The organism is Jiangella alkaliphila, from assembly GCF_900105925.1.
GTDB classification, from domain to species: domain Bacteria; phylum Actinomycetota; class Actinomycetes; order Jiangellales; family Jiangellaceae; genus Jiangella; species Jiangella alkaliphila.
In genome coordinates this window covers 1,598,155-1,612,830 of record NZ_LT629791.1, presented here as the reverse complement: position 1 = coordinate 1,612,830, position 14,676 = coordinate 1,598,155, and the positions used below count along the sequence as shown (strand labels likewise).

Annotated in this window: 13 protein-coding genes; 5 read left to right on the top strand and 8 right to left on the bottom strand. The window is 71.9% G+C overall.

Translation table 11 applies throughout. From position 1 onward, the window contains the following. Positions 1-8: 8 nt before the first annotated feature. The 5 genes from BLV05_RS07510 to BLV05_RS07490 form a co-directional block, all read right to left on the bottom strand. Positions 9-842 carry a carbohydrate ABC transporter permease gene (locus tag BLV05_RS07510; RefSeq protein WP_046767884.1) on the bottom strand — a complete coding sequence of 278 codons (834 nt, stop codon included), beginning with the start codon at positions 840-842 and terminating at the stop codon, positions 9-11. Further along, complete coding sequence (locus BLV05_RS07505; RefSeq protein ID WP_046767883.1) at positions 839-1,777, bottom strand: carbohydrate ABC transporter permease; 939 nt, start codon at positions 1,775-1,777, stop codon at positions 839-841. Before BLV05_RS07505 ends, BLV05_RS07510 begins: the two co-directional genes overlap by 4 nt. Next, positions 1,774-3,048: an ABC transporter substrate-binding protein gene (locus tag BLV05_RS07500; protein ID WP_160312726.1), complete on the bottom strand. Its 1,275-nt coding sequence runs from the start codon at positions 3,046-3,048 to the stop codon at positions 1,774-1,776. The genes BLV05_RS07505 and BLV05_RS07500 overlap by 4 nt, the downstream gene beginning before the upstream one ends. A gap of 108 nt (positions 3,049-3,156) precedes the next feature. Further along, the gene (locus BLV05_RS07495) at positions 3,157-3,918 is read right to left on the bottom strand and encodes an SDR family NAD(P)-dependent oxidoreductase (protein ID WP_046767881.1); all 762 of its coding nucleotides are present in this window, start codon (positions 3,916-3,918) and stop codon (positions 3,157-3,159) included. 61 nt (positions 3,919-3,979) lie between these two features. Further along, on the bottom strand, positions 3,980-5,035 hold the full coding sequence (locus BLV05_RS07490) for a zinc-dependent alcohol dehydrogenase (protein ID WP_046767990.1): 1,056 nt from the start codon (positions 5,033-5,035) through the stop codon (positions 3,980-3,982). Positions 5,036-5,162: 127 nt separating this feature from the next. Between BLV05_RS07490 and BLV05_RS07485 the strand changes: the two genes are divergently transcribed. From BLV05_RS07485 to BLV05_RS07470, 4 genes are read left to right on the top strand one after another with little or no spacing between them, the layout of a single operon-like run. Further along, positions 5,163-6,563 carry an ABC transporter substrate-binding protein gene (locus tag BLV05_RS07485; protein WP_046767880.1) on the top strand — a complete coding sequence of 467 codons (1,401 nt, stop codon included), beginning with the start codon at positions 5,163-5,165 and terminating at the stop codon, positions 6,561-6,563. Further along, positions 6,560-7,513, top strand: a complete 954-nt coding sequence (locus BLV05_RS07480) for a carbohydrate ABC transporter permease (protein WP_046767879.1) — start codon at positions 6,560-6,562, stop codon at positions 7,511-7,513. The genes BLV05_RS07485 and BLV05_RS07480 overlap by 4 nt, the downstream gene beginning before the upstream one ends. Further along, positions 7,510-8,451 carry a carbohydrate ABC transporter permease gene (locus tag BLV05_RS07475; protein WP_197683569.1) on the top strand — a complete coding sequence of 314 codons (942 nt, stop codon included), beginning with the start codon at positions 7,510-7,512 and terminating at the stop codon, positions 8,449-8,451. The genes BLV05_RS07480 and BLV05_RS07475 overlap by 4 nt, the downstream gene beginning before the upstream one ends. Next, on the top strand, positions 8,448-9,641 hold the full coding sequence (locus BLV05_RS07470) for an ROK family transcriptional regulator (RefSeq protein WP_046767878.1): 1,194 nt from the start codon (positions 8,448-8,450) through the stop codon (positions 9,639-9,641). Before BLV05_RS07475 ends, BLV05_RS07470 begins: the two co-directional genes overlap by 4 nt. Before the next feature lie 21 nt (positions 9,642-9,662). Here the strand turns inward: BLV05_RS07470 and ptsP are convergent, their stop codons facing one another. The 3 genes from ptsP to BLV05_RS07455 all read right to left on the bottom strand — a co-directional run bounded on the left by ptsP (position 9,663) and on the right by BLV05_RS07455 (position 13,725). Continuing rightward, positions 9,663-11,321, bottom strand: coding sequence for a phosphoenolpyruvate--protein phosphotransferase (gene ptsP, locus BLV05_RS07465; RefSeq protein ID WP_046767877.1), 1,659 nt, complete (start codon positions 11,319-11,321; stop codon positions 9,663-9,665). Positions 11,322-11,411: 90 nt separating this feature from the next. Further along, positions 11,412-12,902 (bottom strand): PTS transporter subunit EIIC, encoded by a 1,491-nt coding sequence (locus BLV05_RS07460; RefSeq protein WP_063932519.1) that lies wholly within the window; start codon positions 12,900-12,902, stop codon positions 11,412-11,414. A 52-nt stretch (positions 12,903-12,954) separates the two neighbouring features. Then, a complete protein-coding gene (locus BLV05_RS07455; RefSeq protein WP_046767876.1) occupies positions 12,955-13,725 on the bottom strand; it encodes a GntR family transcriptional regulator in 771 nt (256 codons plus the stop codon). 151 nt (positions 13,726-13,876) lie between these two features. Here BLV05_RS07455 and BLV05_RS07450 point away from each other — a divergent pair, with 151 nt between their 5' ends. Then, on the top strand, positions 13,877-14,632 hold the full coding sequence (locus tag BLV05_RS07450) for a GntR family transcriptional regulator (RefSeq protein WP_197683568.1): 756 nt from the start codon (positions 13,877-13,879) through the stop codon (positions 14,630-14,632). Positions 14,633-14,676 lie beyond the last annotated feature (44 nt).

Genomic DNA, 14,676 nt, shown 5'->3' with positions numbered 1-14,676 from the left:
TGCTCCTCTTAACTCTTGGTGGCACCGGCGGTGAGACCGCCGACGATGTAGCGCTGCAGGAAGATGAAGACGACGATGATCGGCAGCGCCACGACGACGGAGACGGCCATCAGGTCGTTCCAGCGGGTCCCGAACGAGTTCGTCAGACCGGCCAGCACGACGGTGATCGGCTGCATGCCCTCGTCCGAGGCCAGCGCCAGCCCGAACACGAACTCGCCCCACGCGCCGAGGAAGCTGATGACCGCGACGGTGATCACGCCCGGCACCGAGACCGGCAGCGCGACCCGCAGGAACGCCGTCCACGTGTTGCAGCCGTCGATCTTGGCCGCCTCGATCACCTCGCCGGGCACGGACAAGAAGTACGGCCGCAGGATCGTGATGGCCAGCGGGATCGCCAGCGAGCAGTTCGCCAGGATCAGCCCCACGTAGGAGTTCACCAGGTCGGCCCGGCTGAAGATCACGAACATCGGCAGCGCGAGGTTGACCGCGGGGATCATCTGCACGACCAGGAACAGCAGCATCAGCAGCGCCACGAACCGGACCCGCAGCCGAGCCAGCGCGTACGCCGCCGGCACCGCGACGGCCAGCGTCACGACCGTGGTCCCGACGGCGATGACGGTGCTGTTCAGCAGCCCGCGGCCGATGCCGGCGTGGTTCACGACGGTCTCGGTGTACGACGTCAGGCTGATCGGCGAGGGGAACAGGTCCGGCGGCGTGCTGAAGATGTCCGAGGACTCCTTCAGCGACGTCGCCAGCATCCAGTACACCGGCAGCAGGTAGGCGATCGTGATGAGCACGCCGCCCACGCTCAGCCAGCCGCGCCGGCGCCTGGTGGTCGTCATGACAGCTCCTCGCGGCGCAGCGAGCGGAAGTAGAACACCGACAGACCCAGCGGCACGATCAGCATCAGCGTCGTCGCGACGGCGCCGGTGTCGAACCGGAAGAACTCGAACGCCTCGTTGTAGGCGTAGATCGGCAGGATCATCGTGGCCTCGCCCGGACCGCCGCGGGTCATCAGGAACACCGTGTCGAAGGTCTTGAAGGTGGAGATGAAGCACAGCAGCAGCGCGGTCAGGTTGACCGGCTTCAGCAGCGGCAGCGTCACGCTGGTGAACCGCCGCCAGGCGCCCGCGCCGTCGATGGTGGCCGCCTCGTACAGCGTGTCCGGGATGCCCTGCAGGCCGGCCAGCAGCAGGATCATGATGAACGGCGTGAACGACCACGCCGTCGCGATGACCACGGCGAACAGCGCCGGCACCGGCCGGGCCAGCCAGAACACGTCGCCGTCGATCAGCCCGACCGCCTCGAGCAGTGTGTTGATCAGCCCGTAGCTGCCGTCCAGCATCCAGCGCCAGACGTTCGCGCTGACCACCGTCGGCAGGATCCAGGCCAGCAGCAGCAGCGACCGCATGATGTTGCGGCCCGGGAACCGCTGGTTGAAGTACACCGCCAGCGCCATGCCCAGGGCGAACGCGACCGCGACCGCCAGGACGGTGTAGAGCAGCGAGATCATCAGCGCGTGCCAGAACTCGTCCCGGCCCAGCTGGTCGGTGTAGTTCTCCCAGCCGACCCACTCGGCCCCGCCGGTGACGATCTGCGCGACGCCGACGTCACGGAAGCTGAGGTCGATGTTGAAGATCAGCGGGTACAGCACGGTCGCCGCGACGAAGAGGACCGCGGGAACGACGAACAGGTGGTCGCCCCAGCGCCGGGCCCGCCGTGGGGCCCGGGCCGGAGTGGTGCTCGCCGTTCCCGGCGGGGCGACGGTCGTGGTCACTCGACGTTCGCCAGCGCCTCGTCGATCTGGCCCTGCGCCTCGGCCAGCGCGTCCTCGACACTCGCCCCGCCGCCCGCGGCCGCCTGCAGCGCGCCCTGGATGCGGGTCAGCACCTCGGACGACGCCGCGGCCAGGTCGCCCTCGGGCGCCCACGCCTGCTGCAGCTGCTCGGCGAAGATCGCCCGGACCGGGTCGTCGCCGGTGTCGACGTCGTCGCGCGCGGACAGCTTGTTGCGCTCCGGCAGGTACTCGGCGAGCACGTCCGGCTGCTGCATCCACGCGATGACGTCCCACGCGGCGTCCGCGTTCTCCGTCGACGTGCTGATGGCGAGGTTCTCCTGGCTGAGGAACGTCGACGCCTCGACGTCACTGGGCAGCAGCGCGACGTTCCACTGCAGCTCCGGGTTCTCCTCGGCCAGGACACTCAGGTAGGTCGCCGAGTTGATCATCATGGCGGCCTGGCCGTTGGCGAACTGGTTCTTGACGTCCTCCTCGTTCCAGGTGAGGACGCCGCCCGAGACCGCGCCGCCGGCGATCATGTCGCTGAACTGGCCCAGCGCCGTGACGCCGGCCTCGGAGTCGATGTCGGCGGGGTCGCCGCCGGCCGCGAGCAGCCTGATCACCAGAGCCGTCGCGCCCTCGTCGCCCTCGATGCCGCTGAACGCGAGGCCGTAGCGCTCGCCGTCGGACAGCTGCGTGGCGTAGTCCTGCATCTCGGCCCACGTGGTGGGCGGCTGCAGGCCGGCCTCGGTCAGCATGGTCTCGTTGTAGTAGACGGCGTAGGCGTCGGCCACGTGCGGAATGGCGTACGTGGCGCCGTCGACCTGGGTGGTCTCCCAGCCGGTCGGGAAGTAGGTGTCGGCCTCGCCCCACTCCTCGACGCGGTCGCTGAGGTCCTGGATCACCCCGGCGTCGGCCAGCGCCTGCGTCGTGAAGCCGTTGATCAGCGCGACGTCGGGCAGGTCACCGCCGGCGGCGGACTGCAGCAGCGTCCGGGTGAAGTCGCCGAACGGGATGTGCCGCGCCTCGATGGTGACGCCCTCGTGCTCTTCCTCGTACCGGTCGAGCAGGCCCTGCAACGCCGCCCCGGTCGGGGTGTCCGGCGTGCCGTAGTAGTGCCACAACGACAGCGTCGTCGAGCCGCCGTCGTCGCCGCTGGTCTCGTCGTCGGAGTCGCCGCTGCCGCACGCGGTGAGCAGCGCCGCCGCGGCGAGCACCCCCACCGCTCGCGTCGTCCATGCGGCCAGCGACCGCCCGCCTGTCGTGCCCATGACACCTCCCTGTGTCCACGATTCGCGCTCTGCGAGGACACTAGTCAGATATCCCATATCCCGTCAATGGGGTGGTTCTGACCCACTGGCGGCTGTGCGCGGACGGCGTCAGTCCACCGGCCCGCCGGCCACGTAGATCACCTGACCGGTGACGAACCCCGCCTCCGGACTGACCAGGTACGACGCCGTGTGCGCGATGTCCTCGGGCCGGCCGGCGCGGCCTACCGGGATGGACGCGGCGGCGAGGCGCTGGTGCTCCTCGAAGCTCCGGCCCAGCCGCCGGGCGCTGGCCGCCGTCATGTCGCTGACGATGAACCCGGGGGCGATGGCGTTGACGGTCACGCCGTGCCGCCCCAGCTCGAGCGCCAGCGACTTGGTGAACCCGAGCAGCCCGGCCTTCGCGCTGGAGTAGTGCGACCGGCCCTCGTCGCCGAGCGCGGAGATGCTGGAGATGTTCACGATGCGCCCCCAGCCGGCGGCGACGAGGTGCCCGACGACGGCGCGAGTGACCAGGAAGTGCCCGCGCAGGTTGATGCCCAGCATGTGGTCCCACTGCTCGACGGTCATCTCGGTGAGGTCGGCGGCCGGGCCGACGCCGGCGTTGTTCACCAGCACGGTGGGCGCGCCGAGCTCGGCGACCACCCGGTCGGTCGCGGCCGTGACGGCGGCCTCGTCGGCGACGTCGCAGCGGACGGCGATGGCCCGGCCGCCGGCGGCGACGATGCCGGCGGCGGTGTCGGCGGCCACCTGCTCGTCCAGGTCGAGGACGGCGACGGCGTGCCCGTCGCGGGCCAGCTGGGCGGCGACGGCGGCGCCGATGCCGCGGGCGCCGCCGGTCACGATCGCCACGGGGTTACGGGGTGCGCTCATCCCAGAAGCACACACCAGCCCCGCCGGGTGGCGCCACCCGGTTCGCGCCGCCCGGCGCTCCTCAGCCCGCCGGCGCGGCCGGGAACCGCAGCACGACCTGCAGCGCCTCGGCCGGACGCTGGTCGAGCAACTCGAACGCCCCGGCCACCTCGGTGACCGGCACGACGTGCGAGACCAGTGGCGCGACGTCCACCTGGCCGGACGCCACCAGCGACATGACCACCGTCAGCAGCCGGTCGTGGTTCCACCGGTCGCCGAGCGCCCGCGGCGTGCCGCTGATCTGGCTGGCCACGATCTCGACCCGGTTGTGGTGGAACTCCTCGCCCAGACGCAGCCCACCCGCCTCACCCTGGTAGAAGCCGGCCGCGACGACCCGGCCCGCCGGGCGCACCGACCGGATCGCCTCGTGCAGCGCGTGGTAGCTGCCGCTCAGCTCGATCGCCGTGTCGGCGCCCGCGCCACCCGTCGCCGACCGCACCGCCACCGCGGCGCCGCCCGGCACGTCCACCGGCACCGCGTACACGGCGCCGAACCGCGACGCCAACGCGACCCGGTCGGCCAGCCCGTCGACCGCCGTCACGCTCGCGCCGTTCAGGCCGGCCAGCCGGGTGGCCAGCAGCCCGATGACGCCCTGGCCGAAGACCGCCACGTGCTCGCCCAGGTGGACGTCGGCGGCGAGGACGGCGTTCAGCGCGATGGCGCCGACCCGGGCGAACACGCCGTGCACCGGGTCGACGCCGGCCGGGAGCAGCCGCCGGGCCGCGATGACGGCCGGCACGACGGTCTCGGCGCGGTGCCCCCAGATGCCGTAGACGACGTCGCCGGCGCGCGGCGACGTGACGTCCGGCGCGACCTCGGTGACCTGGCCGACCTCCTGGTAGCCCCAGCCGGAGACCGGATACGAGAACGACGGCGCGCCGTCGGTGAACAGCCGCGTCGCCGGATCCCACGTCTTCGTCAGGTACGGGTTCGAGCCGCGGTAGGCCGTCAGCTCGGTCCCCGCGGAGATGCCGGAGTACCAGGTGGCGATGCGGACCTGCCCCGCGCCCAGCGGCGACGCCGCCTCGTCGGCCACGCCGACCTGACGGGGTCCGGTGAACTGCACGACCAGCGGCATGGTCACCCATTTCGTCTAAGAACACGCGAAATATGTCTTGCCGTCAGACAATATTAGGTGTTTCATGACCCTAACCCAGACAGGCTGTAACCCAAGAGTTTGGCACTCTCGACGATGAGAGGTTCGCATGAGAGCAACCAGCATCGGCCGCGGGGCGGCCGCCGTCCTGGCCGGGTCCGTCGCGCTCGCCGCCTGCGGTGGTGGCGACGACAGCAGCGGCGGGTCGCAGGATGCTGACAGCATCACGGTGTGGGTGGTCGAGGACATCGCCGACCGCGTCACCGCCATCGAGGCCATCACCACCGCCTTCACCGAGTCCTCCGGCATCGACGTCGAGCTGGTGTCGGTGGCCGAGAACGACTTCGACCAGCTCATCACGTCGTCGGCGGCGGCCGGCGACCTGCCCGACGTCATCGGCGCGACGTCGCTGGCCGGCGTGCAGTCGATGGCCGTCAACGAGCTGCTCGACACCGAGACGCCGGCGTCCATCGTCGACGAGCTCGGCGAGGACACCTTCGCCCAGGCCGCGCTCGAGCTGACCCGCGACGGCGACACCCAGCTGGCGGTGCCCAGCGACGGCTGGCCGCAGCTCATGGTCTACCGCCGCGACCTGTTCGACGCCGCCGGACTCGAGCCGCCGACGACGTTCGACGCCATCACCGCCGCCGCCGAGGCGCTGGACAGCGACGCCGTGGCCGGCATCGCCGCGCCGACCATCCCCGGCGACGCGTTCACCCAGCAGAGCTTCGAGTACTTCGCGCTGGGCAACGGCTGCGAGCTGGTCGACGACGAGGGCACCGTCACGCTGGACTCGCCCGAGTGCGCCGAGACGTTCGACTTCTACGCCGACCTGGTGCGCAACTACTCCGTCGCCGGCAACCAGGACGTCGACACCACCCGGGCGACCTACTTCGCCGGGCAGGCGGCCATGGTCGTGTGGTCGTCGTTCATCCTCGACGAGCTGGCCGGGCTGCGCAACGACGCGCTGCCGACGTGCCCCGAGTGCCGCGCCGACCCCACGTTCCTGGCGCAGAACAGCGGCGTCGTCACGGCGGTCCAGGGGCCCAGCGGCGACGAGCCGGCGTCGTACGGCGAGATCACCTCGTGGGTGCTGACCGCCGACTCCGCGACCGAGCCGTCGTCGCAGTTCGTCCAGTACGTCATGGCCGACGGCTACGTCGACTGGCTCGCCGTCGCGCCCGAGGGCCGCATCCCGACCCGGCAGGGCACCGCGGACGACCCGGAGGAGTACGTCACCGCCTGGGAGGGCCTGGACGCCGGCGTCGACACGCTGGCGCCGCTGGGCGACTTCTACGACGCCGAGACGCTGGAGACCGTGCGCACCAGCGCCGAAACGATCCAGCGCTGGGGGTTCGAGCAGGGCCAGGGTCAGCTGGTCGGCGCCGCGCTGGGTGAGCTGCCGGTCGCCGCCGCGCTGAACGAGCTGGTCAGCGGCAGCGGCACCGGCGAGGAGGCGGCCCAGCAGGCGCAGGACGCCGTCGTCGAGATCCAGCAGAGCCTGGAGTGACGACGGTGCCGCGGCGCACCGACACGCTGGCCCGCCAGGAGTCCCGGCTGGCGTTCAAGCTCATCTCCCCGACGCTGCTCATCGTGCTCGTCGTCGTGGTGCTGCCGGTCATCTGGACCATCTCGCTGGCGTTCCAGGACGTCCGGCTGATCAACCTGCGCGATGCCGGGTTCTTCGGCGAGTACAACCTGGACAACTTCGCGACGGTGTTCGGCTCGGCCGGGTTCTGGTCGTCGCTGTGGACGACCGTCGTCTACACCGTTGGCGCGACGCTCGGCTCGATCGTCATCGGGCTGATCGCCGCGCTGGCGTTGCGCCGGCCGTTCCGCGGCCGCGGCGTACTGCGGGCGGCGATGCTGCTGCCGTACGTCGCGCCGGTCGTCGCCGCGACGTTCGTGTGGTCGGTCGCGCTGAACCCGCAGTTCGGCATCGTCAACGCCTGGGGCACCGAATTCCTGGGCTGGGACGAGCCGGTGCCGTTCCTGTCGCAGCGCGACTACTCGGTCGGCCTGTTCGGGGTGGACGTGACGGTGCCGCTGGCGCTGCTGACGGTCATCGCGTTCGAGGCGTGGCGGTACTTCCCGTTCGCGTTCCTGTTCATCATCGCCCGGCTGCAGGCGCTGCCCGGCGAGCTGGACGAGGCCGCCGTCGTGGACGGGACGTCGATCTGGCAGCGGTTCCGCTACATCACGCTGCCGCAGCTGATGCCGGTCATCGCGCTGCTGACGATCCTGCGGTTCATCTTCACGTTCAACAAGTTCGACGACGTGTACCTGCTGACCGGCGGCGGCGCCGGCACCGAGGTGGTGTCGATCAGGGTGTACGAGTTCCTGACCGCCCGCACGGACATCGGCGCGGCGGCCGCGCAGTCGCTGGTGCTGGCCGCCGTGCTGACCGTCTTCATCGCCGTCTACATGCGGACGACAGCGGCCCGAGGGGAGACGTCGTGAGTGTGGAGACCGTCACGACCGCACCGTCGCCGCCCGGCCGGCCGCCGCGGGCACCGTCGCGCGGCGGGAGTCGTCGCCGGCGCAGCCGCGAGGAACGGGTCTGGGGCACGCTGCGGGTGCTCACGATCATCGCGCTGGCGCTGGTCACGATCCTGCCGTTCGTCTACATGCTGGTGCTGTCGGTGCGCCCGATCGCCGAGGTGCTGCTCGAGCCCGGCCGGCTGTGGGTGTCGCCGTCGGAGATCACCGCCGACACCTACCGCGAGGTGCTCACGTCGGTCGACGACGGCGGCCAGGGCTTCCTCCAGTACATGGGCAACAGCGCGCTGGTGGCCACCGTCACCGTCGTCGTGACGCTGGTCGCGTCGATCCTCGGCGCGTACGCCGTCAGCCGGCTGGCCTTCCGCGGCCGCGGCGCGACCGGCTACCTGTTCCTGATCGTGTACCTGTTCCCGCCGATCCTGCTGGCGATCCCGTTGTTCGTGCTGTTCTCGCAGCTCAGCCTGCGTGGCAACCTGCTCGCGCTGGCGATCGTGTACGTGGCGCAGACTGTGCCGGTGGCGATCTACATGCTGCGCAACTACTTCGCGACCATCCCGGTGTCGCTGGAGGAGGCGGCGCTGATCGACGGGTGCACGCGGTTCGGCGTCATCCGGCGCATCAGCCTGCCGCTGTCGATGCCGTCGCTGATCGCGACCGGGCTGTACGTGTTCATGATCGCGTGGAACGAGTTCCTGTTCGCGCTGCTGTTCCTGGTCGAGCGGCGCGACAACTGGACCGTCAGCCTGGGGCTGTCGCGGCTGTCGGGGTCGATCGAGGTGCCGACGACGGTGCTGATGGCCGGCTCGGTGGTGCTCACGCTGCCGATCATCGCGTTGTTCTTCCTGGCCGAGCGGATGCTCGTCGAGGGCCTCACCAGCGGCGCGGAGAAGGGATGACGACGACCGGGGCGCGCACCGTCCTCACGGCGACGGCGGGGCAGATCCTCGAGCTGGTCCGCTCCGGCGAGGTCACCACCCGCCGCGAGCTGCAGGAGCAGACCGGCCTGTCCCGGTCGACGCTGACCCAGCGGCTGGCCATGCTGACCGCGGCCGGCTACCTGAGCGAGGCGGCCGCCATGCACTCCGGCGTCGCCGGGCGGCCGGCGAAGGCGCTGTCGTTCGTCGACACCGACAAGTACGTGCTGACCGCCGACCTCGGCGCCACGCACGCGCGGCTGGCGCTGCAGGACGCCGCCGGGGCGATCCTGGCCGAGAGCACCGACCGCATCCGCATCCAGGACGGGCCCGACGCGGTGCTGCCGGCCGTGCTCGACGGGTTCGAGGCGCTGCTCGCGTCGGCCGGGCCGGCGCCGCGGGCAGGGCTGTGCGGCGTCGGCATCGGCGTGCCCGGACCGGTGAACGTCGCGACCGGACGGCTGCAGCAGCCGCCGATCATGCCCGGCTGGGACGACTACCCCGTCACGACAGTGTTCGAGGAGCGGTTCGGCGTGCCGGCGCTGATCGACAACGACGCCAACCTCATGGGGCTGGGCGAGGCGCGGCGGTACCACCCGGACGTGCCGAGCCTGCTCTACGTCAAGGTCGGGACCGGCATCGGCGCCGGGCTGATCATCGACGGACGGCCGGAGCGCGGCATCGCCGGCGGCGCGGGCGACATCGGGCACATCCGCATCGCCCACCCCGTCGCCGGCGCCGTCTGCGCGTGCGGCGCGAACGGCTGCCTGGCCGCACACGCCAGCGGGGGCGCGCTGGTCCGGCAGCTGAACGATCGCGGCATCGCCGCCGAGACCGCCACCGACGTCGCCCGGCTGGTGCAGGCCGGCAACGCCGACGCGATCGCGCTGGTGCGCACCGCCGGCCAACTGGTCGGCGAGGTGCTGGCGACGGCGGTGGCGCTGCTCAACCCGGGCGTGCTGGTGATCGGCGGCTCGATGGCGCTGACGCACGAGCACTTCCTCATCGGCGTGCGCGAGTCGCTGTACGAGCGGACGGTGCCGCTGGCCACCCGCGACCTCACCATCACGGCGTCGGCGCTGCAGGACCGCGCCGCCATCGAGGGCGCCCGCATCATGGTCGTCGACCACGTCTTCTCCGCCGACGCCGTCGACGCCCGCCTCGGCGCCTGACGCCCCCACCCCACCCCAGCGTCAGGTGAGGGGCGGGAGCTCGGCGTGGACGGCGGCGCGGGCGGCCTTCGCGTCGGGCGCGGAGAGCGCCAGCTCGGCCAGCCGGACGCACTCGGCGCGGGTGACGGAGAGCAGCGTCGCCGCGACCTCGGGGATGGCCCGCGCCGTCATCGACAGGCTGGTCACGCCGAGGCCGGCGAGGACGACGGCGAGGGCGGGGTCGGCCGCCGCCTCGCCGCACACGCCCACCGGCCGGTCCGCCTGCGCGCCCGCCTCGGCGGTCAGGTGCACCAGCCGCAGCACCGCCGGCTGCCAGCCGTCGCTGAGCTCGGCCAGCTCGCCGAGCAGGCGGTCGGCGGCCATCGTGTACTGGGTGAGGTCGTTGGTGCCGAGGCTGGCGAACGCCACGGCCGACATCAGCGCGTCGGCGGTGAGCGCGAGCGCCGGCACCTCGACCATGACGCCGGCCGTGGCCAGGCCGAACGTCGCGGCCCGGGCGACGAAGTCGGCGGCCTCGGCAGGTGTCGAGATCATCGGCGCCATCACCCACACCTCGGCGCCGGACGCCTCGCCCGCGCGGGCGATCGCCTCCAGCTGGTGGTCCAGCACGTCCGGGCGCCGCCACGCGGTCCGGTAGCCGCGCACGCCCAGCGCCGGGTTCGCCTCCGACGTGTCGGTGAGGAACGGCAGCGGCTTGTCCGCGCCCGCGTCGAGCGTGCGGACGACGACCTTCTTCCCGGCGAACGGCTCCAGCACGGCGGTGTACTGCGTGGTCTGCTCGTCGACCGACGGCTCCTCGGCGCGGTCGAGGAAGCAGAACTCGGTGCGGAACAGCCCGACGCCCTCGGCGCCGATCTCGGCGGCGGCCGCCGCGCCCTTCGGGTCGCCGACGTTGGCCAGCAGCTGGACGCGGTGCCCGTCGGACGTGCGGCCGGTGCCGTCGAAGGTCCACTCGCGGGCCGCCGCCGCCCGGACCTGCGCGACGACATCGGCCGGCGGGTCCGGCTGGACGGTCCCGGCGCCGCCGTCGACCAGCACGACGGTGCCCTCGGCGACGGCGAGGATCCCGGGCGTCGCGACGACGGCGGGCAGGCCCAGCGCCCGGGCCAGGATCGCGGTGTGCGACGTCGGCCCGCCGCCCTCCGTCACCAGCGCCAGACAGGTCGCCGGGTCCAGCGTCGCGGTGTCGGCCGGTGCGAGGTCGTGGGCCACCAGGACGAACGGCTCGTCGCGCTCCGGCACGCCGGGCGCCGGCCGTTCGTCGAGCACGGCCACGATGCGGTCGCGCACGTCGGCGACGTCGCGGGCCCGCTCGGCCATGTAGCCGCCGAGCGATTCGAGCATCGCCTGGACGTCGGCGGCCGCGTCCCACACCGCGCGGGCCGGTGCCGTCCCGTCGTCGAGCTTCTTCTGCGCGGCCGTGACCAGCGCCGGGTCGGCCGCCATCAGCGCCGTCGCCTCGAGCACCGCGGCGCCGTCGCCGTGCGCCGTCGACGCCCGCCGTTCGAGGTCGGCGCGGACCTGCTCAGCGGCGGCGGCGATGCGGGCGGCCTCGGCCGCGACGTCGGCACCGTCGGCCAGCGTCGCACCGGGCGCCGGCTCGGCCACCGGGTCCGGCATCCGGACCACCGGTCCCACCGCTCGCCCGGAACTGACACCCACTCCGCTGATCACTGCCACAGCGCTCCTCCTCGAGTCTTCCTCACACGATCATCGGCACTTCCCGGCCCGGGTGGGGCCGGAAAGTGCCGATGATCACAGCCGGATCGGTTACTTCGGCTCTCCGTCGGACGACGGTGTCGCCGGCGGCTCCGGAGCCGGTGGCGGCGGGGCCGCGGGGCCGTCCGCCGCAGCCGGGCCCGCTGCCGGGCCGGCGGAGGCCGGCCGGGCCGGTTCCGCCGCGGCCGAGCTGGTCGGCGGCGCGCCGGCCGGGACCTTCTCCTCCTCCTGGACGATCGCCGCGGCCTCCTCGCCGAGCGACGCCTCGACCGCTTCCTCGTCGTCCTCGCGGCCCGGTGTCCGCAGGTTCCACTTGGTGATCACCCAGCGGAACAGGAAGTAGTAGACGACCGCGTAGCCCAACCCGATGACGATCAACAACAACGGTTTCTCGGCGATGCGGAAGTTGATCGCGTAGTCGATGAAGCCGGCCGAGAACCCGAATCCGTCGCGGATGTCCAAGGCGTTGGTCAGCGCCAGCGCCGTACCCGTCAGCACCGCGTGGATGAAGTACAGCGGGAACGCGACGAACAGGAACGAGAACTCCAGCGGCTCGGTGACGCCGGTGAGGAACGAGGTCAGCGCGGCGCCCAGCATGATGCCGCCGACGATCTTCTTCTGCGCCGGCTTCGCGGTCTGCCAAATCGCCAGGGCGGCGGCCGGCAGCGCGAACATCATGATCGGGAAGAAGCCGGTCATGAACGCGCCGGCGGTCGGGTCGCCGTTGAGGAACCGGAAGATGTCGCCCTGGACGACGTCGCCGGCCGGCGTCGTGTACTCGCCCAGCTGGAACCACGGGAACGAGTTGAGGATGTGGTGCAGGCCGAGCGGGATCAGCAGCCGGTTGAGGAACCCGTAGAGCCCGCCGCCGAGCACGTCGTTCTCGGTGACCCACTCGCCGAGGTTGGTCAGCCCGTCGTCGAACGGCTTGTAGAGGAAGCTCATGCCGACGGCGATGAAGATCGCCACGAACGCGGTGATGATCGGCACGAACCGGCGGCCGCCGAAGAAGGCCAGGTACGGCGGGAACTTGATCCGGTAGAACCGCTGCCACAGCAGGGCGGCGGTCAGGCCCATGATGATGCCGCCGAGCACGCCGAAGTTGATCAGCTGCTGCGTCTCGCCCTCGGCCGCCCGGTCCAGCACGTGCGGCGACATCGCGTCGGAGACGCTGTCGTAGACGAGGTAGCCGACCACCGCGGCCAGCGCCGTCGAGCCGTCGGCCTTGCGGGCGAACCCTATGGCGACACCGAGCGCGAAGATCAGCGGCAGGTTGTTGAAGATGCCGGCGCCGGCCGCGCCGACCACCTCCGACACCGGCTGCAGCCAGTGCAGCCCGTCGTACTGGGCCAGGCCGGCCGGCATGCCGGGTGCGACGGTGCCCGGCTCGCCGCCGAGCATGTCGTTGGAGCCGAGCCGCAGCAGCAGGGCCGCGGCCGGCAGGACGGCGATCGGCAGCATGAGGCTGCGGCCGATGCGCTGCAACACCGCGAGGCCGGGGAAGCCGCGCTTCCCGGTCGCCGTGGCGGTCACCGCGCTCATCCCAGCACCCCTCTCGTCGTCGTGAGGATGTGACGGTTCACGTGCTTCTCCTCTACAGGTGATGTCCCGGGCCGGAGCCCGTGTGGGGGGTTCGTTCCAGCGTCATGTGCACCTGATACCGGTCGGCGCGGTACCACGAGGTGACGTGCTCCATCGGCCGTCCGGCGGCGTAGGAGGTCTTGCGGAAGACCAGCAGCGGCGCGGCCGGCGGCACCCGCAGCAGCCGGGCCCGCAGCGGGTCGGCGCCCTCGGCCCACACCGTCTGGGCGGCGGAGTCGAGGACGCGGCCGTAGTCGTGCGCCAGGATCGAGTAGACGGAACTGGTGAGATCGCGCTCGAGCAGCCCGGGCAGCGGCGCGGCCGGCAGCCAGGACACCTCGTGCGCCATCGGGGCGCCGTCGGCCGAGCGCAGCCGCTCGATCCGGTAGGCGCGATCGGTAACGTCCAGGCCGAGCGCCGCACGGGCCGGCGGCGGCGCCGCGGTCTCGTCGGCACCCAGCACCACGGTCGACGGTTTGTGCCCACGGCGGCGCATGTCCTCGGTGAACGACGACAGGTGCATCTGCGACTCGATGCTGGCCGCCGCGACGAACGTGCCCTTGCCGCGGACGCGGTAGAGCCGGCCCTCGGCGACCAGCCGGCCGACGGCTTCACGTACGGTGGCCCGGCTGACCTTGAAGCGGGCCACCAGCTCGCGTTCGGACGGCACCGGCGCATCAGGCACCAGTTCGCCCTCGATCATCGCGAGCAGGATCTCTCTCAGCTGCCGGTGTTTGGGCACCGGTCCGTCGACCACGTTCACGGAGACCCTCTTTCCGGACATCTGGGACACTGGTAGGAACTGGTCTAGATGACTTGACCAGTGGCCCATACAATGTGGCTGCGCCTCACTCTTGTCAAGAGGTGCGTCGCCCGAATCGACCGGTCGCCGGGATTTCCCGCGGCCCCGACCCGATGCGAGTCCCGTGCTGTCCTTGCGCCGATCGACGCTGAAGTACCTCCAGGTGCGCGACTACCTGCGGAGTCTCGTCGTGAGCGAGCTACGTCCCGGCGACCCCGTCCCGTCCGAGCGGATGTTGTGCGAGCGCTTCGGCGTCTCCCGCATGACGGTGCGCCAGGCCGTCGACGCGCTGGTCGTCGAGGGTGTACTCGAGCGCGTGCAGGGCCGCGGCACGTTCGTCGCGCCGCCCAAGGTCGACCTGCAGGTGCGGCTGGCGTCGTTCACCGAAGAGATGACCCGCCGCGGCATGACCGCCGGCGTCAAGGTGCTCGCGTCGGAGCTGGCGCCGGCCGAGCCGGACATCGCCGAGGCGCTCAAGGTCGCCACCGGAGAGCAGCTCATCCACCTGCACCGGCTGCGCTACGCCGACGACGAGCCGATGGCCGTCGAGCACACCTGGCTGCCCGCAGACCGGCTGCCCGGCTTCCTCGACGGCGGCACACCCGCCAGCGTGTACGTCGAGCTGGACGCCCGCGGGCTGATCCCCGACTGGGGCGAGGACACCATCGACGCCGGCGAGGCCGACCACGAGGAGGCCAAGCTGCTGATGATCAAGCCCGGCAAGCCGGTGCTGCGCATCTCGCGGCGCGCGTTCACCGGCGACTCCGCCATCGAGTACAGCCGGTCGGCGTTCCGCTCCGACCGCTACACGCTGTGGGTGCCGGTCGCCCGGCCGAACCCGCCGGTCGTGCCGCGCCGCCGGACGGTCGCGCCCGGCGCCGCCACCTGATGCCGTCCCCCGTCACCGCCCATCCGACAGGAGAAACCGCCTCG

Coding starts and splice junctions, on each gene's coding strand:
- BLV05_RS07510 (WP_046767884.1), bottom strand. CDS start 842: ATGACGACCACCAGGCGCCGGCGCGGCTGGCTGAGCGTGGGCGGCGTG.
- BLV05_RS07500 (WP_160312726.1), bottom strand. CDS start 3,048: ATGGGCACGACAGGCGGGCGGTCGCTGGCCGCATGGACGACGCGAGCG.
- BLV05_RS07495 (WP_046767881.1), bottom strand. CDS start 3,918: ATGAGCGCACCCCGTAACCCCGTGGCGATCGTGACCGGCGGCGCCCGC.
- BLV05_RS07490 (WP_046767990.1), bottom strand. CDS start 5,035: ATGCCGCTGGTCGTGCAGTTCACCGGACCCCGTCAGGTCGGCGTGGCC.
- BLV05_RS07485 (WP_046767880.1), top strand. CDS start 5,163: ATGAGAGCAACCAGCATCGGCCGCGGGGCGGCCGCCGTCCTGGCCGGG.
- BLV05_RS07470 (WP_046767878.1), top strand. CDS start 8,448: ATGACGACGACCGGGGCGCGCACCGTCCTCACGGCGACGGCGGGGCAG.
- BLV05_RS07460 (WP_063932519.1), bottom strand. CDS start 12,902: ATGAGCGCGGTGACCGCCACGGCGACCGGGAAGCGCGGCTTCCCCGGC.
- BLV05_RS07455 (WP_046767876.1), bottom strand. CDS start 13,725: ATGTCCGGAAAGAGGGTCTCCGTGAACGTGGTCGACGGACCGGTGCCC.